This window comes from Streptomyces sp. NPDC101776 (assembly GCF_044766845.1).
Taxonomy (GTDB): Bacteria; Actinomycetota; Actinomycetes; order Streptomycetales; family Streptomycetaceae; genus Streptomyces.
Map to the genome: position 1 here is coordinate 130,291 of NZ_JBIWMV010000012.1, position 24,133 is coordinate 154,423.

The 24,133-nt window shown below is 70.5% G+C and carries 21 protein-coding genes; 4 read left to right on the forward strand and 17 right to left on the reverse strand.

Annotated elements, in window-relative coordinates; genetic code table 11:
• Positions 1-35 precede the first annotated feature (35 nt).
• From ACIRRY_RS31640 to ACIRRY_RS31660, 5 genes are all read right to left on the reverse strand, one after another.
• Positions 36-665, reverse strand: a complete 630-nt coding sequence (locus ACIRRY_RS31640; protein ID WP_403979300.1) for a sigma-70 family RNA polymerase sigma factor — start codon at positions 663-665, stop codon at positions 36-38.
• Between the two features lie 155 nt (positions 666-820).
• Complete coding sequence (locus ACIRRY_RS31645) at positions 821-1,444, reverse strand: hypothetical protein (RefSeq protein ID WP_403979303.1); 624 nt, start codon at positions 1,442-1,444, stop codon at positions 821-823.
• Positions 1,445-1,661: 217 nt separating this feature from the next.
• Positions 1,662-2,165, reverse strand: coding sequence for a copper chaperone PCu(A)C (locus ACIRRY_RS31650; protein ID WP_403979306.1), 504 nt, complete (start codon positions 2,163-2,165; stop codon positions 1,662-1,664).
• Complete coding sequence (locus ACIRRY_RS31655; protein ID WP_403979309.1) at positions 2,162-4,450, reverse strand: heavy metal translocating P-type ATPase; 2,289 nt, start codon at positions 4,448-4,450, stop codon at positions 2,162-2,164. Before ACIRRY_RS31655 ends, ACIRRY_RS31650 begins: the two co-directional genes overlap by 4 nt.
• Positions 4,450-4,716, reverse strand: coding sequence for a hypothetical protein (locus tag ACIRRY_RS31660; RefSeq protein ID WP_403979312.1), 267 nt, complete (start codon positions 4,714-4,716; stop codon positions 4,450-4,452). Before ACIRRY_RS31660 ends, ACIRRY_RS31655 begins: the two co-directional genes overlap by 1 nt.
• Positions 4,717-4,920: 204 nt before the next feature.
• Between ACIRRY_RS31660 and ACIRRY_RS31665 the strand changes: the two genes are divergently transcribed.
• Positions 4,921-6,003, forward strand: a complete 1,083-nt coding sequence (locus ACIRRY_RS31665) for a LacI family DNA-binding transcriptional regulator (RefSeq protein WP_403979314.1) — start codon at positions 4,921-4,923, stop codon at positions 6,001-6,003.
• Between the two features lie 124 nt (positions 6,004-6,127).
• Here ACIRRY_RS31665 and ACIRRY_RS31670 read toward each other — a convergent pair whose 3' ends face one another.
• Genes ACIRRY_RS31670 through ACIRRY_RS31690 form a run of 5 tightly spaced genes read right to left on the reverse strand, consistent with a single transcriptional unit; the run spans position 6,128 to position 11,107 of the window.
• Positions 6,128-6,349, reverse strand: a complete 222-nt coding sequence (locus tag ACIRRY_RS31670; protein WP_403979316.1) for a hypothetical protein — start codon at positions 6,347-6,349, stop codon at positions 6,128-6,130.
• A 43-nt stretch (positions 6,350-6,392) separates the two neighbouring features.
• A complete protein-coding gene (locus ACIRRY_RS31675) occupies positions 6,393-7,787 on the reverse strand; it encodes a glycoside hydrolase family 32 protein (RefSeq protein ID WP_403979319.1) in 1,395 nt (464 codons plus the stop codon).
• Positions 7,784-8,656 (reverse strand): carbohydrate ABC transporter permease, encoded by an 873-nt coding sequence (locus ACIRRY_RS31680; protein ID WP_403979322.1) that lies wholly within the window; start codon positions 8,654-8,656, stop codon positions 7,784-7,786. Before ACIRRY_RS31680 ends, ACIRRY_RS31675 begins: the two co-directional genes overlap by 4 nt.
• A gap of 22 nt (positions 8,657-8,678) precedes the next feature.
• Positions 8,679-9,701, reverse strand: a complete 1,023-nt coding sequence (locus tag ACIRRY_RS31685) for a carbohydrate ABC transporter permease (RefSeq protein WP_403979325.1) — start codon at positions 9,699-9,701, stop codon at positions 8,679-8,681.
• Positions 9,698-11,107 carry an extracellular solute-binding protein gene (locus ACIRRY_RS31690; protein WP_403979328.1) on the reverse strand — a complete coding sequence of 470 codons (1,410 nt, stop codon included), beginning with the start codon at positions 11,105-11,107 and terminating at the stop codon, positions 9,698-9,700. Before ACIRRY_RS31690 ends, ACIRRY_RS31685 begins: the two co-directional genes overlap by 4 nt.
• A gap of 173 nt (positions 11,108-11,280) precedes the next feature.
• Here ACIRRY_RS31690 and ACIRRY_RS31695 point away from each other — a divergent pair, with 173 nt between their 5' ends.
• Positions 11,281-12,897 (forward strand): glycoside hydrolase family 32 protein, encoded by a 1,617-nt coding sequence (locus ACIRRY_RS31695; RefSeq protein ID WP_403979331.1) that lies wholly within the window; start codon positions 11,281-11,283, stop codon positions 12,895-12,897.
• 100 nt (positions 12,898-12,997) lie between these two features.
• Here ACIRRY_RS31695 and ACIRRY_RS31700 read toward each other — a convergent pair whose 3' ends face one another.
• Both ACIRRY_RS31700 and ACIRRY_RS31705 read right to left on the reverse strand, forming a co-directional pair.
• The gene (locus tag ACIRRY_RS31700; protein ID WP_403979334.1) at positions 12,998-14,326 is read right to left on the reverse strand and encodes a class I SAM-dependent RNA methyltransferase; all 1,329 of its coding nucleotides are present in this window, start codon (positions 14,324-14,326) and stop codon (positions 12,998-13,000) included.
• A gap of 98 nt (positions 14,327-14,424) precedes the next feature.
• Positions 14,425-16,476 carry an APC family permease gene (locus tag ACIRRY_RS31705; protein WP_403979337.1) on the reverse strand — a complete coding sequence of 684 codons (2,052 nt, stop codon included), beginning with the start codon at positions 16,474-16,476 and terminating at the stop codon, positions 14,425-14,427.
• Between the two features lie 369 nt (positions 16,477-16,845).
• Here ACIRRY_RS31705 and ACIRRY_RS31710 point away from each other — a divergent pair, with 369 nt between their 5' ends.
• Entirely contained in the window at positions 16,846-17,517 is a 672-nt protein-coding gene (locus ACIRRY_RS31710) for a TrkA family potassium uptake protein (protein ID WP_033283949.1), read from the forward strand.
• Positions 17,517-18,194: a TrkA family potassium uptake protein gene (locus tag ACIRRY_RS31715; protein ID WP_328677743.1), complete on the forward strand. Its 678-nt coding sequence runs from the start codon at positions 17,517-17,519 to the stop codon at positions 18,192-18,194. The genes ACIRRY_RS31710 and ACIRRY_RS31715 overlap by 1 nt, the downstream gene beginning before the upstream one ends.
• Positions 18,195-18,266: 72 nt before the next feature.
• Here ACIRRY_RS31715 and ACIRRY_RS31720 read toward each other — a convergent pair whose 3' ends face one another.
• The 5 genes from ACIRRY_RS31720 to ACIRRY_RS31740 form a co-directional block, all read right to left on the reverse strand.
• A complete protein-coding gene (locus ACIRRY_RS31720) occupies positions 18,267-19,046 on the reverse strand; it encodes a DUF3159 domain-containing protein (protein WP_403979340.1) in 780 nt (259 codons plus the stop codon).
• A gap of 3 nt (positions 19,047-19,049) precedes the next feature.
• A complete protein-coding gene (locus tag ACIRRY_RS31725; RefSeq protein ID WP_200678990.1) occupies positions 19,050-19,448 on the reverse strand; it encodes an OB-fold nucleic acid binding domain-containing protein in 399 nt (132 codons plus the stop codon).
• Positions 19,449-19,493: 45 nt separating this feature from the next.
• A complete protein-coding gene (locus ACIRRY_RS31730) occupies positions 19,494-20,177 on the reverse strand; it encodes a response regulator (RefSeq protein ID WP_403979342.1) in 684 nt (227 codons plus the stop codon).
• Positions 20,174-22,735 (reverse strand): ATP-binding protein, encoded by a 2,562-nt coding sequence (locus ACIRRY_RS31735; RefSeq protein WP_403979344.1) that lies wholly within the window; start codon positions 22,733-22,735, stop codon positions 20,174-20,176. Before ACIRRY_RS31735 ends, ACIRRY_RS31730 begins: the two co-directional genes overlap by 4 nt.
• Before the next feature lie 153 nt (positions 22,736-22,888).
• A complete protein-coding gene (locus ACIRRY_RS31740) occupies positions 22,889-24,070 on the reverse strand; it encodes an alginate lyase family protein (protein WP_403979346.1) in 1,182 nt (393 codons plus the stop codon).
• Positions 24,071-24,133 lie beyond the last annotated feature (63 nt).

Sequence of the window (24,133 nt, forward strand, 5' to 3'; positions counted from 1 at the left end):
GGGGTGAACTCGCCGTGAGTTCCCGCCACTTGGGGCTACACCGGCACGCCTTGCCGCGCTTGGGCCGTCGGTTGGTCCTCCTCGGCGAGCAGTTCCGTCAGGGCCGCCCGGGCCCGTGCCACGCGGGAGCGGACCGTGCCGATCGGGCAGTCGCCGGCCTCGGCCGCCTCCGCGTAGGGCAGGCCGAGCAGCTGGGTCAGGACGAAGGCCTCGCGGCGCTCGTCCGGCAGCGAGGCCAGCAGGTCGAGCAGCGCCACGCCGTCGTCGAAGCCGGGCAGGTCGACCGGCTGGGCCCGTTCGACCGCCAACTGCCAGTCGGGTACGTCGGACAGGCGGGGTCTGGCGGCGGCGTACCGGTAGCTGTCGATGACGGCCCGGCGGGCGATCGACAGCAGCCAGGTGCGCGCCGAGGAGCGGCCCTCGAAGCGGTGCAGGCTGCCGAGCGCGCGCAGAAACGTGTCCTGCGCCAGGTCGTCGACGGCCTGCGGATCGCCGCAGAGATGGGCCACGTACCGCTGGACGTCGCGTTGCAGGGCCCGGACGAAGTGCTCGACCGCGTCCGCGTCACCGCCCCGGGCGGCGAGCGCCCACGCGGTGATCGCCTCGTCGAGAGATGCCGCTTTGTCGCCTTTGCCGCGCGAAGCGGGCAGGGCAGGAGTGATCACCTGGAGTCCTTCTCGGTCATCCGTGATCCGGACCTGGGCACGCTGAAGCGCGGGCGGTCCGGCGAGTGGGAAGAGACGGCCCTACGACGCTGGCGCGGACGTCGGGCCGTGGCCCGGGGCACGCCTCATGGGCCGCCTCGGGATACCGGCTGTCCTCAGACGACAGCGGTCCGAGCGGGCGGCCCCCGCGAGACGATCGCGTGGACCAGGAGGAGAAGGCACGGCGCCCGGTCCGACGCGAGGCTGCGCCCACGGATGCGTGGGCGGTCCAAGGGTGCGGGCGGCGCGAGCAGCAGTCGTAGCGGAGCCAGCAGTCGGCCGGCGACGGCGCGCAGGATGCGGAACGCGGCCTTCTCGCCGTGGGCGAGCCAGAGCCCGCACAGCAGCGCGGCGAGCAGGTGGGCGACGAGCATGCCGGTCGACGAGTCCCCTATGGGCATGGAGTCCATGTGGGTCGCGCCCATGTCCATGGAGTCCATCCGCATCGAGCCCATGGTGGTGTTCGCGGCGGCCGTTCCACCGGACGCCGACTGGACGAACGAGAACGCCGAGTGGAGCACCGCCTGGGCGGCGACAACGACCGTCACGATCAGCGGGAGCCCGCGCTCACGGCCTGTCAGGCACCAGCCCGTGACACCGGTCGCGACGAGTCCGGCGGCCAGCGCCCACGCGGGCACGCGGCTCCCGGACATCATGACGTGGCCCAGGGACGCGAGCAGCACGCAGACGGCCGCGAACACCGCGGCCCGTAACGCGCGAGAACTCCACCCTGGCCTCATGACGCATCATCCTTGCATCAGGACGTCGACCGCCTTGTGTGGGTACGCAAACCCACAGCCCATCACACTCGATCCACAGCATGTGACCCAGGCCACAAAAACGGACGGGAACTGGACGGGATTCCCCGCCGACTTCTACGGGAGAGAGACCGCGCCCTTTCGGCGGCGCGGCTCCTCACCCTCACCCCGAAAGCAATTCGCGATCGCGAAGAAACCGTCACCGCGCGGGCCGTCGGACCACCACCGCGATCGTCCTGACCGCCCCGCTGTGTGCGAAGTGCAGCGTGAACGGCACGAGGTCGCCCGCCTCCCAACCCGCCTTCGCCCGGAGGGTCACGTCCAACCCGTCCGGGGACATGGACAGTTCACGGCCCGCCGCTACGACGACGGAGGCCACGTCGGCCCGGTAGCCGCCCGTGCGTTGGCGGCCGAGGGTGATCTCCCCGGTGGCGGCGGAGGACGTGACGCCGGTCAGGCGGTCGTCCGCGCCGCCGAGGTTGGCGACGTCGAAGAACGCGGCGGTGTCGCTGGCGGCGCCGTACGGCACGTAGACCCGGCTGTTCGAGACGGTGATGCGGGGCGGGCCGCCCGCCTTCCCGGCGCCGGCCCAGGCCGTCAGACCGGCCAGGGCGAGGCCGCACACGGCGACGGGCGCGACCGCGGCGAACAGGGTCTCGGTGAGTCGGCGGCGGGTCGGGCGCCAGGGGCGCGGTCCGTTCATCGGGTACGCCTCCCGGCGGCACGTGTCGGCTGCCAGCCGCGCAGCCGCAGGCTGTTGGTGACGACCAGCACCGAGCTGACCGACATGGCCGCGGCGGCGAGCATGGGGGTGAGCAGGCCGACCATGGCGAGCGGCACGGTCACGACGTTGTAGCCGAAGGCCCACACGAGGTTGACCCGGATGGTGGACAGGGTGCATCGGGCCAGTCGTACGGCGTCCGCGAGAGCCTCGATGTCGCCGCGTACGAGGGTCACGTCGGCGGCTCCGATGGCCACGTCGGTGCCGGTGCCCATGGCGATGCCGAGGTCGGCGAGGGCGAGTGCGGCGGCGTCGTTCACACCGTCGCCGATGACGGCCACCCGGTGGCCCCGCTCCTGCAACTCCCGTACCAGGTCGGCCTTGTCCTCGGGTGAGCGGCGGGCGTGCACCTCGTCGATGCCCAGCGCCGACGCGACGGCCGACGCGGGTGCCTCCCGGTCGCCGGTGGCGAGCACGGGCCGTACGCCGAGGCGCCGCAACCGCTCGACGGCGCGGTGACTTCCGGGGCGCACGACGTCACCGATCTCGATCAGCGCCTCGGGCACCCCGTCCACCCGTACCAGTACCGGGGTGTGCGCGGCGGCCTCCGCCGCGGGCAGGGCGGCCATGAGGGCGGCGGGCAACTCGCCCTCCAGGGCAAGGACTTCGACCAGCCGCCCCTCGACGCGGCCCCGCACGCCCTTCCCCGGCAGCGCGCCGAACTCGCTCACGTCCGGCAACACCCCTTCGGGCAGCGCGCGTTGGGAGTACGCGACGATCGCCCGACCCAGCGGATGCTCCGAGCCCCGCTCGACCGCGCCGGCCAGCCGCAGCACCGCGTCCCTTCCCGACCCGTCCGGTACGGCCGTGACGCGGGCGACGGTCATGTGCCCCGAGGTGAGCGTGCCGGTCTTGTCGAGGACGACCGTGTCGAGATGCCGTAGCCCCTCCAGGGCCTGCGGACCGCTGACGAGGACGCCGAGTTGGGCACCCCGGCCGGTCGCGGCCATCAACGCGGTCGGGGTGGCCAGGCCCAGCGCGCACGGGCAGGCCACGACGAGCACGGCCACGCACGCGGTGAGCGCGGCCTGCGGTGCGGCCCCGGCGCCGAGCCAGAAGCCGAGCGTCGTGACGGCGAGGGCCAGCACGACCGGTACGAAGACCCCCGCGACCGAGTCGGCCAGCCGCTGCGCCTTCGCCTTCCCGGCCTGTGCGTCGGTCACCAGGCGGGTGATCCGGGCGAGTTGGGTGTCCGCGCCGATGGCGGTGGCCCGGACGAGCAGCAGCCCACCGGAGTTGACGGCACCGCCGACCACGGCCGAGCCCGGCCCGACCTCGACGGGCTCGCTCTCGCCGGTGACCAGGGACAGGTCCACGGCCGAACTGCCCTCCGTCACCTGCCCGTCGGTGGCGACCCGCTCGCCGGGCCGCACGACGAAGATCTGACCCATCGTCAACTCCTCGATGGGCACGAGCCGTTCGGACCCGCTCTCACGCACCGAGACTTCCTTGGCGGCGAGTTGGGCGAGCGAGCGCAGCGCCGCTCCGGTGCCGCGCCGGGCCCGTGCCTCCAGGAAGCGGCCGGCGAGCACGAACAGCGGTACGCCGACGGCCGCTTCGAGATAGATGTGCGCGACGCCGTCCGAGGCGGCGGGCACCAGGGTGAACGGCATCCGCATCCCGGGATCACCGGCACCGCCGAGGAAGAGCGCGTATGCCGACCAGGCGAAGGACGCCACGACGCCGAGGGACACCATCGTGTCCATGGTCGCCGCCGAGTGACGCAGCCCGCGTGCCGCCCGCGTGTGGAAGGGCCACGCGCCCCATACGGCGACCGGTGCGGCCAGCGCGAAGCAGAGCCACTGCCAGTTGCGGAACTGGAGGCCGGGCACCATCGACAGCACGAGGACGGGGACCGCGAGCAATGCCGTGTACAGCAGCCGGTCACGTTCCTGCCGGGCCTGCTCGGACTCGTCGTTCTCCTGGTCCCCGGCGGCTCGCTGCCGCTTCTCCTTCATCGTCATCGTCATCGTCGGCTCGGGAAGGGCGGCCGTGTAACCGGCCTTCTCCACCGTCGCGACGAGTTCCGCGGGGCCGATCTCAGGCGGGTGGCTCACCCGGGCCCGTCCGGTGGCCAGATTGACGGTCGCCGTGACGCCGTCCAGCTTGCCGAGCTTCTTCTCGACGCGCGTCACACAGGCCGCGCAGGTCATGCCGCCGACGGCCAGATCGGTCGTCACGAGGACGGCCACCGTGTCGGCGCCCATCAGTTGGCTCCGCCGTGCATGTCCATGTCGCCCATGTCACCGGTGTCGCTGTCGCCTGTGCCGCTGTCTCCCGTGTCACCGGTCCCCGTAGCGGTCCCGCTGGTGCCGTGCATGCCGGGCGCGACGGGGCCGACGCCGGAGCCGACGGCGTACGAGATGCCGAACATCAGCGTCAGCAGGAGGAGGAAGCCGCACAGGGCGGGCGGGGGCGCCAGTCTCCGGAGCACCGCACCGGTGGCTGGGGAGGATTGTCGGGGCTCGTCCATCACCGGTCTCCAGTTCGCGTCGTACGGCACGCGGCGGATTGCCTGGGATCGAGCCGCACCACTTCAGGAGTCGGACGGGAGGGGTTCCGAGTTCCGGCACGGATTTGTGGCCCACGTCACGCGGCCCGGGATGCGGCGGAACGGGCGGGCGCCACGGTCGGCGCCCGCGGATAGGGTGGGCGGTGATCGACAGGGACGGGCTGGGTGAGGGCGGCGGACGGTGTGGGCGGTGCCGGGGAGAGCGGGAACACGGGCACCGGGCGCCCGACGTCACGGGACGTCGCCCGGCTCGCCGGTGTGTCGCACACCGCGGTGTCCTTCGTGTTCAACGGCCGGGCCGAGGGCAACCTCTCGTCGGCCACCCAGGAGCGCATCCGGGAGGCCGCGACCCGGCTGGGCTACCGCCCCGACCCGGTGGCCCGAGGTCTGCGCCGGCGCCGTACGGCCGTGATCGGGCTGGTCACCGATGAGATCGCGTCCTCGCCGTTCGCCGGCCGGCTGCTGCGCGGTGCCATGGAGACGGCCTGGGACAGCGACCATCTCGTCCTCACCGTCGATTCCGGCGGTGACCCGGTCAAGGAGGACGCGGCCGTCGCGGAACTGCTCGACCGGCGTGTGGACGGCATCATCTACGCGGCCATGTCACTGCGCCGGGTCCGCGTCCCCGAGGGCCTGCGCCGCACCCACTCCGTGCTGGCCAACTGCCTGCCCGAGGACGACTCCCTGCCCGCCGTGGTCCCGGCCGAGCGCGCCGGTGGCCGTACGGCGGCCCGGCTGCTGCTCGGTGCGGGCCACCGCCGGCTCGCCGTGATCGGCGGTCTGGACGACATCGCCTCGGCGGAACGTACCCGCGGTTTCCGGGAGGTGCTGCGCGCCGAGGGCGTCACCGTGCCCAAGGAGTGGATCGTGCGCAGTGGCGGGGAGATCTCCGCGGGATACGCGGGGGCGCTGCGCCTGTTCGACGGGGTCGAGCCGGACCGCCGCCCCACGGGTGTCCTCTGCTACAACGACCGGGTCGCGGCGGGCGTCCTGCACGCCGCGACCCGGCTCGGCATCGAGGTGCCCGCCGATCTGTCCGTGGTCGGCTACGACGACCAGGAGCACATGGCCGCGTTCCTCACCCCGCCGCTCACCTCGGTCGCCCTGCCGCACCGGGCGATGGGCGAGGCGGCGGCCCGGCTGCTCCTGGACGCGATCGAAGCGGGCCAGACGCCGCCGGCGACCGTCCGGCGGCTGGCTTGCCCTGTGGTGAGCAGGGCTTCCGTGGGGCCGGCGGCCACTCGGTGACCAGGGCACCCGTCCCACGCCTGCCCTGGCCCGTGATCAGCCGCGCCTCCCTGGGGCCGACGCCGTCCGGTGACATGGGCACCCGGCCCGTGCCTGGTCAGGCGTGCCTTTGTGGGTGCGGCGCCTATCCGGCGCCCACCCGGGCACCCGGCCCGCGCCTGCCCTGGTCCATGGTCAGCCGCACCTCCGTGAGTCCGGCCGCCCACCCGGTGACCTGGGCACCCGGCCCGTGCACGACCTGCCCTGTGGTCAGCCGCACCTCCCTGGGTCCGGTCGCCCACCCAAGCACCCGCCCGTGCCTGCCCTGGCCCATGGTCAGCCGCGCCTCCGTGGGTCCGGTGCGCACCCGGTGACCTGGGCGCCCGTCCCGCACATGCGCTGCTGCGCGGTCAGTCGCGGCTGCCTGGGGCCGGCGCCCACCCGGTGACCCGCGCGCCCAGCCCGTCGACGACCAGCTCGGCGATGTCGCCCGGGCGCCGGTAGACGCGCTCGGTGACCATGGCCCGGTCTGCGACGAAGAGTTCGAGGAGCGAGCCGTCGATGAGTAGTCGGAGCGTGAGTTCCGGAGCCTTCGGGACGTGGACGGTGATCGGGGCGGAGCCTTCCCTGCCGGTTCGGGGCCAGGCGCTGCGGTCGAGGACGACGGTCCCGGAGGCGGGGTTTGCGCGGACGGTCAGCTCCTGGCCCGCCGCGCTCCGGAGCAGGCTCACCGTGGTCGATTCGCATGCGGTGACGGTGAGGTCGTACGTGTGGGGAAGCGGGACCCGGTCCGGTGCGGTGACGAACGGCTCGGCCGGGCGCAGCAGGCCGAGTTCCGGGGCCGGGGTCACACGTAGTGAGCCGTCGGGGTGGACGTCGACCACCCGGGGGGCCGTCAGTACGCCTGCCCATCCCTCCCGGAGTATCTCCTCCTGCGGGCGGGCCTCCCACGACCAGCCCCACAGCAGTGCGCGGTCCGGCTCCTGGAGCACTGCGGGGGCGTAGAAGTCCCGGCCCTGGTCGAGTCGGCCGCCGGCGCGCGGTGCGAAGCCCAACTCCCCCTGTTCATTTGCCTCCAGACGGCCCGTCAGATAGCCGGTCGAGCAGGGGTCTCCATCCCACAGGGACACCAGGAGTACGTGGTCGCCGCTTGCCGTCCGGTACAGGTGCGGGCACTCCCAGCCCACCGACCTGTCGCCGAACACCCCAGCCGCCACGGGGTCGTTGCCGTCCAGCAGCACACCGGCGAACCGCCAGTCGGTCAGGTCGTCGTCGCAGTCGTAGAGCAGGATCGACGGTGTGCCGTCGGCGTGGCCGGCTCCGACCAGGGCCCAGCGCCTGTCCGCGTGGTGGAAGACGAACGGGTCGCGGAACATGACCACGTCCAGTCCCGGCGGCGGGCCCGCCACCACCGGCGTCGGCAGCGGCTTCCACTCGGTCAGCCGGTCGTCGTCCGGGGCCGCCGCCCGGGCCAGGCAGATGGTGCCGAGTCCGGTGTGGGCATGGTCAACTCCCGTGTACACAGCGGTCGGTGTGCCGTTGTCGTCGGTCACGCAGCCCGACCAGCAGCCGGCCTCGTCGGGGCCGCCGGGCGTCGGGGTGAGCGCGATCGGGTGGTGCTCCCAGTGCGCGAGGTCGGCGCTGGAGGCATGACCCCAGTGGACGTTCGCGTGCACCGGTGCGTCGGGGTTGTGCTGGTAGAAGAGGTGGTAGCGGTCCCGCCAACGGAACGGCCCATTGGGGTCGTTGATCCAGCCGACGGGCGGACGGACCCTGAAACGCGGCGCGTTGGGGTCATGGCTCAACGGTTGACTCCTGCCGAGGTGATGCCCTCGCGCAGAGGGCGCTGGCCGACGACGAACACGGCGACGGCGGGGAGCATCGAGAGGACGACACCGGCGAGGACGACGGAGATCGAGCCGGTGCCGAGGTTGCCCTGGAGGGAGACCAGGCCCAGCGGAAGCGTGTAGTTCTGGCTGGAGGTCTCCAGGATCAGCGGGCGGAAGAACTCGTTCCAGTGGTAGTTGAAGGCCAGCACGCCGACGATCGCCAGGCCGGGCGCGGCCAGCGGCGCGTACACCGAGCGGAAGATCCGCCAGGGCCCCGCGCCGTCCAGCATGGCCGCCTCGCCCAGGTCCTTCGGCATACCGAGGAAGTACTGGCGCATCAGGAACGTGCCGAAGGCCGTCGGGAAGGCCGGGAGGATCAGGCCGAGGAGTGTGTCGGTGAGGCCCATCGACTTCAGCACCAGGAACACCGGCACGATGGTCACCTGCAACGGCACCATCATGGTCGCCAGGACCAGGCCGAAGAGCGGTTTCTTGAAGCGGAACTCCAGGCGCGCGAAGGCGTATCCGGCCAGGCCCGCCGTGATCATCTGGCCTACGGCGACCAGTGCCGTCACGAGAGTGGAGTTCAGGGCGAGCAGCCACACGTCGATCTGGTCGAAGACCCCGTGGTAGGCCGCGGTCGTCGGGTGCGTCGGGATGATCTGCGGGGGCAGGTCGAAGGACTGGGCCGGAGTGCGCAGGGAAGTGGAGACGGTCCAGATCACCGGGCCCAGCGTCAGCAGGGCGCACACGGTCAGTGCGGCGATCCGGGTCCAGGGGGCGAGCGAGTGACGTACGCGGCTCAGGGTCGGGGTTGCTTTCAGGGTCGGGGTTGCTTGGCTCATCGCGCTCATGCGGCTCACCGGCTCACTGGTAGTGGACGAAACGCCGGCTGAGCCGGAACTGGAGGGCGGTGACCGCCATGATCAGCGCGAAGAGCAGCGTGCCCACCGCGGATGCCTCGCCGAAGTCGAGCTGCTCGAAGGCCCTCTCGTAGATCACCATCACCACGGTGCGGGTGGCGTCGCCGGGGCCGCCGTCGGTGAGGACGTAGGGCTGCTCGAAGACCTGGAGGGCGTTGATGATGCCGACCACGGACGCGACGAGCAGCGTGGGCGACAGCAGCGGCAGCGTGACGCCGAGGTGCTTGCGCAGGCCGGTCGCGCCGTCGAGGGCGGCGGCCTCGTGTATCTCCTTGGGGATGTTGTTCAGACCGCCGACGAACAGCAGGAACGAGAAACCGAACTGCTGCCAGACGTAGACCAGGACCACCGTGGCCATCGCCGCGTGTTCCGAGGTCAGCCAGGGCACGGGGGCGACGCCGACCAGGCCGATCAGCCAGTTCACCACCCCGAAGTCCTGGTTGAACAGGTACTTCATCACCACCGAGATGGACGCGGCGGACAGCACCAGCGGGAAGAAGAACGCCGAACGGAACAGCGACCGCAGCCATACCGGCATCCGCGCGTTCAGCGCGAGCGCCAGCGACAGCGCGATCAGCAGTTGCAGCGTGACCGCGAAGACCATGAAGAGGAGCGTGTTGCGGAAGGAGACCAGGACGGTCGAATCCGTGAAGGTGGTGCGGTAGTTGGCGCCGCCGGCGAAACGGGGCGGGTCGATCACGTTCCAGTGGAACAGGCTCAGCACGACGGACCCGATGATCGGCACGACTGTGAAGACCACGATGCCGACGACCGTGGGCGCCAGGAACAGCGCGGCCAGCAGCCGGGAGCCGCGGTCGCGGACGGACGGCCGTACGGCGGTGGCGGGTGGTGGTAGTGGTGGCGTGGCGGGCCGCGAACGTACGGGCGGGACCTGGGAGTTCGAGTCCTGAGCGTTCGGGTCCTGAGCATTCGGGTCCTGAGCGTTCGGGATCTGGGTGTTCGTCATATCTCACGCTCCATGGCCTGCTCCAGGTCGCCCTGCATCCGGCGCAGCGCGGGACCCACCGCACGCGGCGAGGCAAGTGCGGTGCCGGTGTACTTGAGCAGGACGTCGGTCACCTCGGCGACCTGCGGCGGCGCGGGGATCGGGCCGGTGTCGGGGAACCGGTCGAGGGTGTCGTAGAAGACCCGCCAGTGCGCCGGGCCGCTCTCGGCGTAGCGTGCGGCGTTGAGCATCGAACGGCGGGCCGGGGTGGTCTGGTTGCTCCGGAACAGCCGGGTCATGGTGTCCTTGCGGGCCGCGTACTTGATGAACTCCCAGGCGGCTTCCTGCTTCTTCGAGGTGCGCAGCAGCGCGTAGCCCGCCGCGCCGAACTGGTGGCGCTGGGTGCGCCAGCGCGGGAAGTACTGCACGTCGTAGTCGGCGGCCCGCATGCCGGCCTGCTGCAGACCGCCCGCCCAGAAGCCGCCCGCCGGTGTGACGCCGACGCGGCCGGTGGAGAACACGCCGACCAGATTGCTGCCGTTGCCGCCCTCGGGCCGGGTGCACAGGTCCTCCTGGACGAGGGAGGCGAGATAGTCGTACGCCTCCTCGACCCGGTCGGCGGTGGCCTGCGGGGTGCTCCAGCGGAAGCCCCCGCCGCGTCCCTGCCGGTCGGCGGCCGGGTAGAAGGCGTCCCACAGCCAGGAGCCGCCGGGTGCCTTCGACTCCTTCAGCAGGTTCGTACCGTTCGCGAAGAGCCAGGGGACCACGCCGCCCCACAGCCGGTTGGTCCAGAAGTACGGCGTGAAGTGCGCGTCGCCGGCGCGCTTCATCTCCCGCAGCAGCGCGGTGAAGTCGTCGCGGCTCCAGTCGGCCGCCGGGAAGCCCGCGCCCGCCCGTTTCAGCACCTGCTTGTTGAGGTAGATGTCGGCGGCGTTGAACTCCATCGGGAGTTGGTAGAGGTTCCCCTCGTACATCATCGACTCGACCAGCGAGGGGTGGACGTCGGCGAAGTACTCGCGCAGCTCCGCCGCGTCCCGCCGTACCCAGCGGTCCAGGGGCACGCCGAGCTTCTGGGCGAACAACTGCACGCCCTCGGTGGCCACATACACGAGGTCGGGGGCGGTGCCCGCGGCGATCTGGGTGAGGATCTTCGCGAAGAAGTCCGACCAGTCGACGGCCTGCACCGCGTTCACCCGCAGCGGGATGTCGGGGTGGAGGCGGTGGAAGCCCTTGGTGAGGGCGTCGACGGTGGCCGGGTCGAAAGCGGAGCCGAGGGTGGCGACGACGAGTGAGCCGTCGTCGCGGCCGGGGATGTCGGCTCCCGTGAGCCGGTCCCAGCTCGCGGCGGTCCCGGCCAGGGCGGCTGCTCCGGCCCCGTACGCGCCGTACCGCAGCAGTGTGCGGCGGGGGATGTGCGAGTCAGTCATCAACGGGCCTAACTCGTGTTAGTTCAGGGGTGATGCCCAGATGATGGGAAGCGGGCGGTGGGCCTGTCAAGGGTCGGGAAGGCCTGACCTTTAACGGGTTAGGCCTCTTGACCTTTATCGAGTTAGGTCTACAGTCCTCGTTCACATGAGCCGCACGAGAGGAACGATGTACCATGCCCGGAACATCGGGGATTTCATCAGGAACTGCATCGGGAACTTCATCCGGGATTTCCAGGAGATCACTGTTCGCGGGATCGGCGGCGGGGACCGCCGCCGCGCTGCTGTCGGCCGGGACGGCCGCGGCCGCTTCGAAGCCCGAGCCCGTGGCCGCGGCCGACAGCGTGACCGACTCCGCCGCAAGCGGGGCGAGTTACCGCGCCGCGTACCACTTCACGGTCCCCGACCAGTGGAAGAACGACCCGCAGCGGCCCGTCTGGATCGACGGCGAGTACCGCTACTACTACCTCTACAACGCCGACTACTTCACCGGTGCCGTCGGCACCGCGTGGCGCCTGGCCACCACCACGGACCTGGTCTCCTTCGCCGACCACGGGGTCGCCGTCCCCAAGGACACCACGCCCAACGGCGATCTCTGGTCGGGTTCGGCGGTCGTCGACACCGGAAACACGGCCGGATTCGGCGCGGGCGCGGTCGTCGTCATCGTCACCATGTCCCCCGGCGGCGGCACCGACCACCAGGAGCAGTTCCTGTACTACTCGACCGACGGCGGTCTCACCTTCACCAACCACGGGACCGACCCCGTCCTGCCCAACCCCGGCGTCGCCGACTTCCGCGACCCCAAGGTGATCCGCGACGAGGAGCGGGGCCGCTGGGTGATAGCCCTCGCCGAGAACGACAAGGTCGGTTTCTACCACTCCGGCGACCTCAAGTCCTGGACGTACGTGGGTGGTTTCGTCCATGACGGCATCGGCGTCCTGGAGTGTCCCGACCTGTTCCGGATCACCGCGGGCGACGGCACCGTGAAGTGGGTGCTCGGCGTGAGCGCCAACGGGAAGGGCTCGGGGCTGCCCAACACGTATGCCTACTGGACGGGTTCCTTCGACGGCGGCGCGTTCACCGCTGACACGAGTGACCCGCAGTGGCTCGACCACGGCTGGGACTGGTACGGCGCCGTCACCTTCGAGAAGCGGGACGCGAGCGGTGCGGTGGACTCGGCCGCCCGGTACGCGATCGCGTGGGTGAACAACTGGGACTACGCCAACACCACTCCCACGATCGACTGCGACGGCTTCAACGGCACCGACTCCGTCGTCCGTGAGATCACCCTGAAGAAGGCGTCCGACAACACCTACTACCTCGCCTCCCGGCCCGTCACCGGCCTCGACGCGTACGTCTCCCGCACCGTGAACCTGGGCGACGTGACCGTGGACGGCACGAAGGTGCTCGACTACACCGGCATCTCCTACGAGGTGACGACGGAGCTCACCTGGTCCCAACTCACCGGCGCCGGCCTCCAGTTGAGGCGCTCACCGGACGGCGGCCGGCACATCGACGCCGGGATCTACACCGACTACGCCTTCCTCAACCGGCGCAACACGGTGAACGCCGACACGTCCGGCAAGTGGCAGGAGAGCCACACCCCGTTCGACCCGTCCGCCGGCACGGTGAAGCTGCGCATCCTGGTGGACCGCACGTCGGTCGTCGACGACGGCCGCCATGTGCACACCAGCCAGGTGTTCCCGTACCTGCTGGACACCCGGCTCGCGCTGTTCACGATCGGGGGCAGCGCGGTGTTCCGCAACACGGTGATACGCGAGTTCTCGGTGTGAGAGTGGCCAGGGGTGCGGGTGCGCACTTCCTGGCCTCCCACCGCGGCAGCGTCAGGATCTCCGCCACGGCACACCTACTGCGCACGCACGAAGTCGCGGGTCAGGACAGCTTGGCGACCGGTTCAAGGATCGCGACGCACTCCACATGATGAGTCATCGGAAAAAGATCGAACGCCCGCAACGTCCGCACCCGATACCCCCCGTCCCGGAAGTACCCCAGGTCCCGAGCCAGCGCCGCCGGATCGCACGCCACATACGCGATCTTCCGTGCCCCCAGCGACGACAGGTGCTCAACGGTCTTCTTGCCGGCCCCCGAGCGCGGCGGGTCCAGGACGATCAGGTCGACCTCGCTGATCCCCGTCTTCGGGAGCACGCTCTCGACCTTGCCCTGCTCGATCCGCACCCGCTCGAACCCGGCGAGATTGTGCCGCGCGTCCTCGACGGCGCGCTTGCCGGACTCGATGCCGAGGACCGCGCCCTTGTCGCCGAGGCGGTCGGCGAGGGCGCCCGCGAAGAGGCCGACGCCGCAGTACAGGTCCAGTGCCATGTCGCCCTTGCGCGGGAGCAGGCCCTGCATGACCGCCTTGACGAGGGTGTCGGCGGCCATCGGGTGGACCTGCCAGAAGCCGCCGCTGCCGACGCGGTACGTACGGCCGTCGGCCCGCTCGCGGACGAACGCGCGGCCGTGGACGCGGTGGATGCCGCCGTCGTGCTCCTCGACGCGCATGACGGAGACGGGGCGTTCGAGTTCGACCAGGGGCAGGCGGGCGCCGGGACGGGGCTCCAGGATGACCATGCGGTCCTGGGAACCCGTCGCCGCGATCGCGTCGACCGAGGCCATGCCGGACCAGTCGCGCTCCTCGATGCCCAGCTCGCTGACGCCCGGCGCCGCGATCATGCAGTGCTCGATGGGCTCGACCTCGTGCGAACGGTGCTTGCGCAGACCAGCGTTGCCGTCGACGTCCACCGCGTACTGCACGCGCGTGCGCCACTGCGGGACCTGGCCCGCGGGCAGCTTGTCGCCCTCGGCCGGCATCACCGTGCCGTCCCAGCCGGCCTCCTCGGGCGTGAGACCCGCGAGCCGCTGCAACTGCTCGGCGATGACCTCGCCCTTGAGGCGACGCTGGGCGCCGGGCTTCGCGTGCTGCCAGTCGCAGCCGCCGCAGCGGCCCGGACCGGCGTACGGACAGGGCGCCTCGACCCGGTCCTTGGACTCCTCCAGGACCGTCACCGCGTCGGCCCGCAGGAACTTCGCGCCCTCCTCGCCGTCGGTGATCCGCGCGACGACGCGCTCACCGGGCAGCGTGTGCCGGACGAACAGCACCTGGCCCTCGGACGTACGGGCGATGCAGTGCCCGCCATGGGCGACGGGGCCCACCTCGACCTCGTACTCCTCCCCCACCAGCGATTTCTTCGGTTCTGCCTGCATGGCGGGGTGACTCCACAACGTCAAAGGGGGTACGGCCGGACAACAGCCCACCAGTCTACGTGGGCCCTGTCCAACCGCTCACCACAAAGCCGTCCCGGCTACAGCTTGGACTTCGGGGACTCGCTGTGCCGCTCCTCCGCCGGCCCCCGCCGCACCGCACCCGGCGCGCTCCACTCCTGCCGCTTGCGGGCACGGTTCTTCGCCGCCTCGGAGGACTCCAGCTGGTACGGCACCGACGTCACCATCACGCCCGGCGTGAACAGCAGCCGGCCCTTGAGGCGGAGCGCGCTCTGGTTGTGCAGCAGATGCTCGTACCAGTGCCCGACCACGTACTCGGGGATGATCACGGACACCGCGTCGCGCGGAGACTCCTTCCGCAGCCCCTTCACATACTCGATGATCGGCCGCGTGATCTCCCGGTACGGCGAGTCCAGCACCTTCAGCGGTACGTCGATCCCGCGCCGCTCCCACTCCTCGCGCAGCGCCTTGGTCTCCGCCGGGTCCACGTTGACGCTGAGCGCCTCCAGGGTGTCCGAGCGCATCAACTTGGCGTAGGCCAGGGCCCGTAGAGCCGGGCGGTGGATCTTGGAGATCAGGACGACCGAGTGCACGCGGGACGGGCGGATGCTGTCGTCGCTGGGGCCCTCGGGGGCCGCGATCTCCTCGGCGACCCGGTCGTAGTGCTTACGGATCGCGGTCATCGTGGCGTAGAAGATGCACATGCCGAGCAGCGCCACCCAGGCGCCGTGCGTGAACTTCGTGACCAGGACGACGACCAGGACGAGACCCGTGAAGAACGCGCCGAAGGTGTTGATCGCGCGGGAGCGGACCATGTGGCGGCGCTTGGCCAGGTCCTTCTCGGTGGCGAGGTGGCGGTTCCAGTGCCGGACCATGCCGGTCTGGCTGAGGGTGAAGGAGACGAAGACACCCACGATGTAGAGCTGGATCAGCCGGGTCGAGTCGGCGCCGTAGATCGCGATCAGCAGGGTGGCCGTGCCGGCGAGCAGCACGATGCCGTTGGAGAAGGCCAGGCGGTCGCCTCGGGTGTGCAGCTGGCGCGGGAGGTAGCGGTCCTGGGCGAGGATCGAGCCGAGGAGCGGGAAGCCGTTGTACGCCGTGTTGGCGGCCAGGAACAGGACCAGCGCGGTGGCCGCGGCGAGCACCACGAACAGGAAGCTGCCCTTGCCGAACACGGCCTCGGCGACCTGCGAGATCACCGGGTTCTGGACATAGCCGGAGCCGATCGCGACGCCGTTGTGCAGCAGGTCGGTGCCCGGGTTCTCGGCCATCCGGACCTTGGTCGTCATGGCGAGGGCGATGATCCCGCAGAACATCGTCACAGCCAGGATGCCCATCGCCGCGAGGGTGCTCGCCGCGTTCTTCGACTTGGGCTTGCGGAAGGCCGGGACGCCGTTCGAGATCGCCTCGACACCGGTGAGGGCGGCGCAGCCGGAGGAGAAGGCGCGCAGCATCAGGAAGACGAGCGCGAAGCCCGCGAGGCCCTGGTGCTCGGCCTTGATGTGGTAGTCGGCGGTCGGCGCGCGCATGGTGTCGCCGAGGACCAGGCCCCGGAACGCACCCCACGCGATCATGACGAAGACGCCCGCGACGAAGACGTACGTCGGGATCGCGAACAGCGAGCCGGACTCCTTCACCCCGCGCAGGTTCATCAGGGTCAACAGCACAACTACTGCGACCGCGCAGATCACCTTGTGCTCGACCACGAAGGGGATCGCGGAGCCGAGGTTCTCGATGCCGGAGGCGATCGAGACGGCGACGGTGAGGACGTAGTCGACCAGCAGGGCGCTGGCGACGGTGAGGCCGGCCTTGGGGCCGAGGTTGGTGGTGGCCACCTCGTAGTCGCCGCCACCACTGGGGTAGGCGTGGACGTTCTGCCGGTAGGAGGCGACCACGGTGAACATCAGCACCACGACCGCGACCGCGATCCAGGGGCTGAAGTGGTAGGCCGACACGCCCGCGATGGAGAGGACCAGCAGCACCTCGCCGGGCGCGTACGCGACGGAGGACAGCGGGTCGGAAGCGAAGACGGGGAGTGCGATGCGCTTCGGCAGGAGCGTTTCGCCCAACCGGTCGCTGCGCAGTGCGCGCCCGATGAGGATGCGCTTGGGCACGTCGGTCAGTTTGGACACAACAGAGGATCGTAGGCCTTCGAACAGGCGATCCTCTACTCGCCACCTGCCTGAGTCCTGTCATCTGCCTCACGAGTGAAATAAGCGACGAGCGGAGTTGCGGATTCCGTCGAGAGCGCCGACTCCTTTTCTATATGACAAAACCCCGCTCCCGCCGCCTCCTGGAGGTTCCATGCCCTCGACCGCAGAGCTGATCGGCGCCCTGGCCGCCCTCGTCGGCCTCGGAATCCTGACCCTGGCCAGCGTGCGCAGCATCGGCCGCCGCTGACGCACAGGGGTGCCCCACAAGGACCGGACGTGTGTACTTTGGCCTCGGTCTGAGACCCTGATGGGGCTGAGCATTGATTTCAGGACACCGGAAGGACGGTCGTGCACATCGTCATCATGGGCTGCGGCAGAGTGGGTTCCGCTCTCGCCCAGACCCTGGAGCAACAGGGGCACACGGTCGCCGTGATCGACCAGGACCCCACCGCCTTCCGTCGGCTGGGCCCGGGATTCGGCGGCCGCCGGGTCACCGGGGTCGGCTTCGACCAGGACACCTTGCGCGAAGCGGGCATCGAGGAGGCGGGCGCGTTCGCGGCCGTCTCCAGCGGTGACAACTCGAACATCATCTCCGCGCGGGTGGCCCGCGAGATGTTCGGCGTGGAGAACGTCGCGGCCCGTATCTACGACCCCCGCCGTGCCGAGGTGTACCAGCGCCTGGGCATCCCCACCGTGGCCACGGTCCGCTGGACCGCCGACCAGATGCTGCGCCGGCTGCTGCCCTCGGGCGCGGAGCCGCTGTGGCGGGACCCCACCGGCGGGGTCCAGCTCGCCGAGGTGCACGCCTCGGCCGCCTGGGTCGGGCAGAGGATCAGCAAGCTGCAGGAGGAGACGGGCGTCCGCGTGGCGTTCCTCACCCGGCTCGGCGAGGCGATGCTGCCCTCTTCGCAGACCGTGTTGCAGGAGGGCGACCTCGTGCACGTGATGATGCGTACGGACGAGGTCGACAAGGTCGAGGCGGCGTTCGCCAAGGGTCCCGAAGAGGAGGGCGGTCACTGATGAGGGTCGCCATTGCCGGAGCCGGCGCGGTCGGTCGTTCGATCGCCGGTGAGCTGCTGGAGAACGGTCACGAGATCCTTCTCATCGACAAGGCCCCGACCGCGATCTCGGTCGAGCGGGTCCCCCAGGCGGAGTGGCTGCTGGCCGACGCCTGCGAGATCACGTCCCTGGACGAGGCGGCGCTCCAGCGCTGCAACGTGGTGATCGCCGCGACGGGCGACGACAAGGTCAACCTCGTCGTCTCCCTCCTGGCGAAGACGGAGTACGGCGTCCCGCGCGTCGTCGCCCGCGTCAACAACCCCAAGAACGAATGGCTCTTCAACGAGTCCTGGGGCGTCGACGTGGCCGTCTCCACCCCCCGCCTGATGTCGGCCCTGGTCGAGGAGGCGGTGTCGGTCGGCGACCTGGTCCGCCTGCTGCGCTTCAGCCACGGCGACGCCAACCTCGTGGAGCTGACCCTCCCCGAGGAGTCCGCCCTCGCGGGCACCCAGGTCGGCGACGTGGAGTGGCCCGAGGACACGACCCTGGTCGCGATCATCCGCGGCACCCGCGTCCTGACCCCGTCCCGCGAGGACTCCCTGGAGGCCGGCGACGAGCTGTTGTTCGTGGCGGCGCAGGCACGCGAGGAGCAGTTGGAGGACTTGCTGTCGGTACGCCGGGAGGACGCGGCGAGCTAGAGCGGTTCTACGACGAAGAGGGCGCCCTGTGAATTCAGGGTGCCCTCTTCGTCGTGGTGAAAGCAGCGAAAGCTACGCGTCGCGACGGTGCCGTCCCGACGTGGCGTCCTGGTCCTCGCCGGAAGTCTCGGCGGCGGCCTTGCGGTCCTTCTCGGCCTGTTCCTCCGCCTCCATCTCCGCGAACACGTCGATCGGCGCGGGCGCCTTCGCGAGGAAGACCCAGGTCAGCCAGACGGCGAGGAGGAAGGGCGGGATCTTCAACGCGACCAGGACCCAGCCCAGTTGGGCGGTGTTGGCCCACCAGTAGAGCGGGAAGAGGATCGCGCACTTGGCGAGCAGGATCAGGCCCCAGGCCCAACTGGCCTTGGTGTACGCCAGCTTGCGGCCGGGGTTGCGCTTCCGCCAGGAGAGGTTCTCCTTGAAGACCGGGCCGAGGATCAGGCCGATCAGCGGGACGCCCGCGAGGGCCGTGATGATGTAGGCCAGCGCGAGGCCCAACGTGTAGAGCATGCCGGGGAGATAGAAGTCCTTGGCGTTGCCCGTCATCATCGCGAAGACGACACCGAAGGCGACGCCGAAGACACCGCTGAAGGCGTGCTTGACGGTGTCGCGGGTCACCAGGCGCACCACGACCAGGACCAGCGACACGGCCAGGGCGGCGATCGCCGACCAGTGCAGGTTCTTGTTGATGGTGAAGATGCTGACGAAGAGGAGGCCGGGCAGGACCGTTTCGATCATGCCGCGCAGCCCGCCGAACGCCTCGAAGAGGGCCGCCTCGGTCACCGCCCGGACATCCTGCTCGCTGTCTTCGGCGTCCACGGTGTCCGCGGTCGGCTTGTCGAGCGACGTCACCGGCTACTCCCGTCCGAGGGGTCTCAGTTCGTATTTCGGGTTGAAGAGCACCCGGCGGCCTCTGCTCATCGAGATCCGGCCGGAGGCGATCAGCTTGCGCCCCGGTTCTATCCCCACGATGGAGCGCCTGCCGAGCCACACCACGTCCAGGGCGGCGGAGCCGTCGAACAGCTCGGCCTCCAGGGCCGGGACACCCGCCCGGGGGCGCAGCGTGACCGTGCGCAAGGTACCAGTAACCGTCACGATCTGTCGGTCGTGGCAGTCGCCGATCCGCACGCAGCCCTCGGTCTCGGCGTCCTCACGCAGCTCTTCCGACTCCAGGTCCTCCTGCGAGGTGGAGAGCCGGTCGAGCATGCGCCGGAACCGGCCCGCCGGCTTTTCGGAACGAGGAACAGCGCTCATATCTGAAGCGTACCGGGGTCCACCGACAGCGACGTACCCACGGCCCTAGCGTTCGAACCGGTAGCCCATGCCCGGCTCCGTGATGAAGTGCCTGGGATGCGCGGGGTCCGTCTCCAGCTTGCGCCGGAGCTGCGCCATGTACACGCGGAGGTAGTTCGTCTCGGTCCCGTACGACGGCCCCCACACCTCCTGGAGGAGCTGCTTCCGGCTGACCAGCCGCCCGGTGTTGCGCACCAGCACCTCCAGCAGATGCCACTCCGTGGGGGTCAGCCGTACGTCCCGCCCGTCCCGCTGGACCTTCTTGGCGGCCAGGTCGACGGTGAACTCCTCGGTCTCGACCAGGACGTCGTCCTCGCCGCCCCCGGTGGGCTCGGCCCGGCGCACGGCGGCCCGCAGCCGGGCCAGCAGCTCGTCCATGCCGAAGGGCTTGGTGACGTAGTCGTCGGCGCCCGCGTCCAGTGCCTCGACCTTCTCGTCGGAGGAGTGCCGGGCGGACAGCACGAGGATCGGCACCCGGGTCCAGCCGCGCAGCCCCCGGATCACCTCGACGCCGTCCATGTCGGGCAGCCCCAGGTCGAGGACGACCACGTCGGGGTGGCGGGAGGCGGCGAGGTCGAGAGCGGTCTTGCCGTCGGCTGCCGCGTCGACCTCGTACTTCCGCGCCTTGAGGTTGATCACGAGGGCCCGCACGATCTGCGGCTCATCCTCGACCACGAGGACCCTGGTCATGAGGCCTGCCTTTCCGGTTGCACGTCTTTCACGTCACGCACGTCATACCCGTCCTCTACGACGCCTTTCGCCGCGCGGAGGGTGAGGACCATGGTGAGACCTCCGCCGGGCGTGTCCTCGGCGTTCAGGGTGCCGTTCATCGCCTCGGTGAAGCCGCGCGCCACGGCGAGGCCGAGTCCCACTCCGGCGCCGCGCGGGGCGTCGCCGTAGCGCTGGAAGGGCTCGAATATGCGGTCCTTGGCCTCGTCGGGGACTCCGGGGCCGCGATCGACCACCCGGACCTCGACGCGGTCGGCGATGGCGCTGGCGGACACCAGGACGGTTTCGCCGGGCGGGCTGTACTTGACCGCGTTCTCGACCAGGTTGGCCACCGCCCGCTCCAGCAGCCCGGGGTCGACGGCCACCATGGGCAGCGTCTCCGGGATGTCGAGTTCGGCGCTGCCCTCGGGGACCCCGCCGAGCGCCATCGGCACGACCTCGTCGAGGTCTATCTCGCGGATGATCGGGGTGACCGTGCCGGTCTGGAGGCGGGACATGTCGAGCAGGTTGCCCACGAGGTGGTCGAGCCGGTCGGCTCCGGCCTCGATGCCCTCCAGCAGCTCGGCCTGGTCCTCCTCGGACCACGCCACGTCGTCGGAGCGCAGGGAGGAGACGGCCGCCTTGATGCCGGCCAGCGGAGTCCGCAGATCGTGGCTCACGGCCGCCAGGAGGGCCGTACGGATGCGGTTGCCCTCGGCGAGCGCACGGGCCTGGTCGGCCTCCTCCCGCAGACGCCTGCGATCGAGTACGACGGCGGCCTGGGCCGCGAAGGCGGCCAGCACCCGGCGGTCGGAGGCGGGCAGCACCCGGCCGGTCAGCGCGAGGGCCATGTGGTCGCCGACCGGCATGTCCACATCGCCGTCCTCGGGCCGCTCCAGCGGCACCCCGACGCCCACCCGGCCCGCGCAGGTCCAGGGGTCCACGTCGCTCTTGCGCTCCAGCAGCGCCACGGACTCCATGCCGAAGGTCTCCCGGACCCGCTCCAGGAGCGCCTCCAGGCTCGTCTCGCCGCGCAGCACGCTGCCCGCGAGGAAGGACAGGATCTCGGACTCGGCGCGCAGTCTGGCGGCCTGCTGGGTGCGTCGCGCGGCGAGGTCCACCACGGAGGCCACGGACACGGCGACCCCGACGAAGATCGCGATGGCGACGATGTTCTTCGGGTCGGCGATGGTCAGCCGGTGCAGCGGTGGGGTGTAGTAGTAGTTCAGCAGGAACGATCCGACGGCCGCCGAGACCAGCGCCGGCAGCAGCCCGCCGAGCAGCGCCGCCGCCACCGTCAGGGACAGGAACAGCAGCATGTCGTTGGCGAGGCCGAGATGGATCGCGTTCAGCAGGAGCGCGAGGCCCACCGGCCCGACGACACCGACCACCCACCCCGAGACGATCCGGGCCCGGCCGAGCCGCGCGCCCCGGGACACGGGCAGTCCGCGGCCCTTGGCGACCTCCTCGTGGGTGACGATGTGGACGTCCAGGTCGGGCCCGGACTCGCGGGCGACCGTGGCTCCGACACCCGGCCCGAAGACGTACTGCCAGGTCTTGCGCCGCGAGGAGCCGAGGACGATCTGCGTGGCGTTCACCCCGCGCGCGAAGTCGAGCAGCGCGGCCGGGATGTCGTCGCCGACGACGTGGTGGAAGGTGCCGCCCAGGTCCTCGGCGAGCGTGCGCTGGAGGGCGAGTTCCTTCGGTGAGGCCGAGGTCAGGCCGTCACTGCGGGAGATGTAGACGGCCAGCACCTCACCGCCGGCCCCCTTCTCGGCGAGCCGAGCGGCCCGCCGGATCAGCGTCCGCCCTTCGGGCCCGCCGGTCAGCCCTACGACGATCCGCTCGCGGGAGCCCCAGATCGCCGAGACGTGGTGTTCGCTGCGGTACTCCTGGAGGTACTCGTCGACCCGGTCGGCCACCCACAGCAGCGCCAACTCCCGCAGGGCGGTGAGGTTTCCGGGGCGGAAGTAGTTCGAGAGGGCCGCGTCGACCTTGTCGGGCTTGTAGATGTTGCCGTGCGCCATCCGCCGCCGTAGCGCCTGTGGCGACATGTCGACGAGTTCGATCTGGTCGGCCCGGCGGACGACCTCGTCCGGCACGGTCTCCTGCTGGCGGACCCCGGTGATCGACTCGACGACGTCGCCCAGGGACTCCAGATGCTGGATGTTGACGGTCGACACCACGTCGATGCCGGCCGCGAGCAGCTCCTCGACGTCCTGCCAGCGCTTGGTGTTGCGGGAGCCGGGGATGTTGGTGTGGGCGAGTTCGTCCACCAGGGCGACGGCGGGGGCCCGGCGCAGCACCGCGTCGACGTCCATCTCGGTGAAGACGGTCCCCCGGTAGGCCAGCTCCACGCGCGGGACCTGCTCCAGGCCGTGCAGCATCACCTCGGTGCGGGCCCTGCCGTGGTGCTCCACGAAGGCGACCACACAGTCGGTGCCCCGCTCCACCCTGCGGTGGGCCTCGGACAGCATCGCGTATGTCTTGCCGACGCCCGGTGCCGCACCGAGGTAGATCCGAAGCTTGCCGCGTCCCATGGCCCCATTGTCTTCCCGTCACCGCTGTGCACGCAGCGTCGACTTTACGGCCAATAAGTCCGACAAATGGGGCGGAGGGCCTGGTCCGGGACGCCTTTGACACAACCCTGATGCCCGCACGGTGCCGTGCGGGCATCAGAGACGCGGCGGTGTTCAGTTGGGGTTGTCCCCGTGCGTGAGGGTCTCCCAGGCGACGAAGAGGTTGTTGCTGCCCGCCGGGCGGTTGTTGAGGGTGAGCGTCTGGGTGTTGGTCATGGCGATGCCCAGCCGGTTGTGCAGGGCGTTGTAGCCGACCTCGGTGACCGGCCCGAGCCCGAGGGTCAGCGATCCGCCGCACAGCCAGCTCGGCACGGCCGTCCCGAGCTGGTACTTGGCCTGGAACCCGAGCGCCTGCCGCAGCCGCTCGCCCACGTCGGTGCCGTAGAGGTCGGTGCCCTGGATCCGGCTGGTCTCGGCGACGTGCGAGATCGAGGAGAGGCCGTACCCGGTGTGCGTGAAGTCGCGGCACGTCTCCTGGGTGAGCCCGGTGACGAAGGTCGACTGGCCCTGCCAGTAACTGACGATCTTCGCCGTGGTGTTGAGGTTCTGACTCGGCACGGTCTTCGGTACGGAACCGTCCGAGGCCAGGTAGATGTACGCGGCCGTCCGCGTCTGGAAGAGCGCCATGGCCTTGTCGTACGACGTCCTGTCCTCCAGGAAGACGGAGATGCCGACCGCCGCGTCCATCATCGCCAGCTCCCAGTTCCCGTTGGAATTGGAGCCGTTGATGATCTCGGGCAGGTAGACGTTGCGCAGCATGGTCGCGAAGCGGGCCGAGTTGGTCCACGTCCCGGTGTACGTGTACTTGATGATCTCGGCGGCCTTGGGCCAGGAGGAGCCGGCCCAGCCGGTCTGGAGGGGCGCGTTGCTGTTGGTGTGGCTGGTGATCGTGGCCGACCAGGCGTCCATGATCTCGATGGCCTTCTGGGCGTAGCGCGCGTCCTTGGTGATGTACCAGGCGAGCGCGTCGGTGTAGGCCGCTATCGCGTCCTCGCGCTCGTCGGTGCAGCCGTAGTTGGGGTTGGAGTACGAGCCGCACTCGACGACGGCTCTGGGCTTCGGGGTCCGGCTCAGACTGGCGTAGGAGCTGGCCATCATCTGGTCGTAGGCGCCCTTCCAGGGCTGGGCGCCGGCGAGGACCTCGGTGCGGGCGAAGTCCAGTTGGCCCCTGGAGACGTCGACTCCGGGATGGACGAAGGTGACGGGGGCCGCCTGGGCGGTGACGGTGGCGCCTGGCTGGGCGAAGAAGCCCAGGACCAGCGCGGTGACGACGGAGAGCAGGGCAGCGCGGCGCACGGTGACTCCGTTCTTGTATGTGAACAAAGAGCACCCTGATGAACCTGGGCGTTGAGCCGAGAC

What these genes read in the sequence shown, in the direction of transcription:
- ACIRRY_RS31645 (WP_403979303.1), bottom strand. Translation starts at nt 1,444, where the DNA reads ATGAGGCCAGGGTGGAGTTCTCGCGCGTTACGGGCCGCGGTGTTCGCG.
- ACIRRY_RS31650 (WP_403979306.1), bottom strand. Translation starts at nt 2,165, where the DNA reads ATGAACGGACCGCGCCCCTGGCGCCCGACCCGCCGCCGACTCACCGAG.
- ACIRRY_RS31655 (WP_403979309.1), bottom strand. Translation starts at nt 4,450, where the DNA reads ATGGGCGCCGACACGGTGGCCGTCCTCGTGACGACCGATCTGGCCGTC.
- ACIRRY_RS31660 (WP_403979312.1), bottom strand. Translation starts at nt 4,716, where the DNA reads ATGGACGAGCCCCGACAATCCTCCCCAGCCACCGGTGCGGTGCTCCGG.
- ACIRRY_RS31680 (WP_403979322.1), bottom strand. Translation starts at nt 8,656, where the DNA reads ATGAGCCAAGCAACCCCGACCCTGAAAGCAACCCCGACCCTGAGCCGC.
- ACIRRY_RS31685 (WP_403979325.1), bottom strand. Translation starts at nt 9,701, where the DNA reads ATGACGAACACCCAGATCCCGAACGCTCAGGACCCGAATGCTCAGGAC.
- ACIRRY_RS31690 (WP_403979328.1), bottom strand. Translation starts at nt 11,107, where the DNA reads ATGACTGACTCGCACATCCCCCGCCGCACACTGCTGCGGTACGGCGCG.
- ACIRRY_RS31695 (WP_403979331.1), top strand. Translation starts at nt 11,281, where the DNA reads ATGCCCGGAACATCGGGGATTTCATCAGGAACTGCATCGGGAACTTCA.
- ACIRRY_RS31700 (WP_403979334.1), bottom strand. Translation starts at nt 14,326, where the DNA reads ATGCAGGCAGAACCGAAGAAATCGCTGGTGGGGGAGGAGTACGAGGTC.
- ACIRRY_RS31715 (WP_328677743.1), top strand. Translation starts at nt 17,517, where the DNA reads ATGAGGGTCGCCATTGCCGGAGCCGGCGCGGTCGGTCGTTCGATCGCC.
- ACIRRY_RS31725 (WP_200678990.1), bottom strand. Translation starts at nt 19,448, where the DNA reads ATGAGCGCTGTTCCTCGTTCCGAAAAGCCGGCGGGCCGGTTCCGGCGC.
- ACIRRY_RS31730 (WP_403979342.1), bottom strand. Translation starts at nt 20,177, where the DNA reads ATGACCAGGGTCCTCGTGGTCGAGGATGAGCCGCAGATCGTGCGGGCC.
- ACIRRY_RS31735 (WP_403979344.1), bottom strand. Translation starts at nt 22,735, where the DNA reads ATGGGACGCGGCAAGCTTCGGATCTACCTCGGTGCGGCACCGGGCGTC.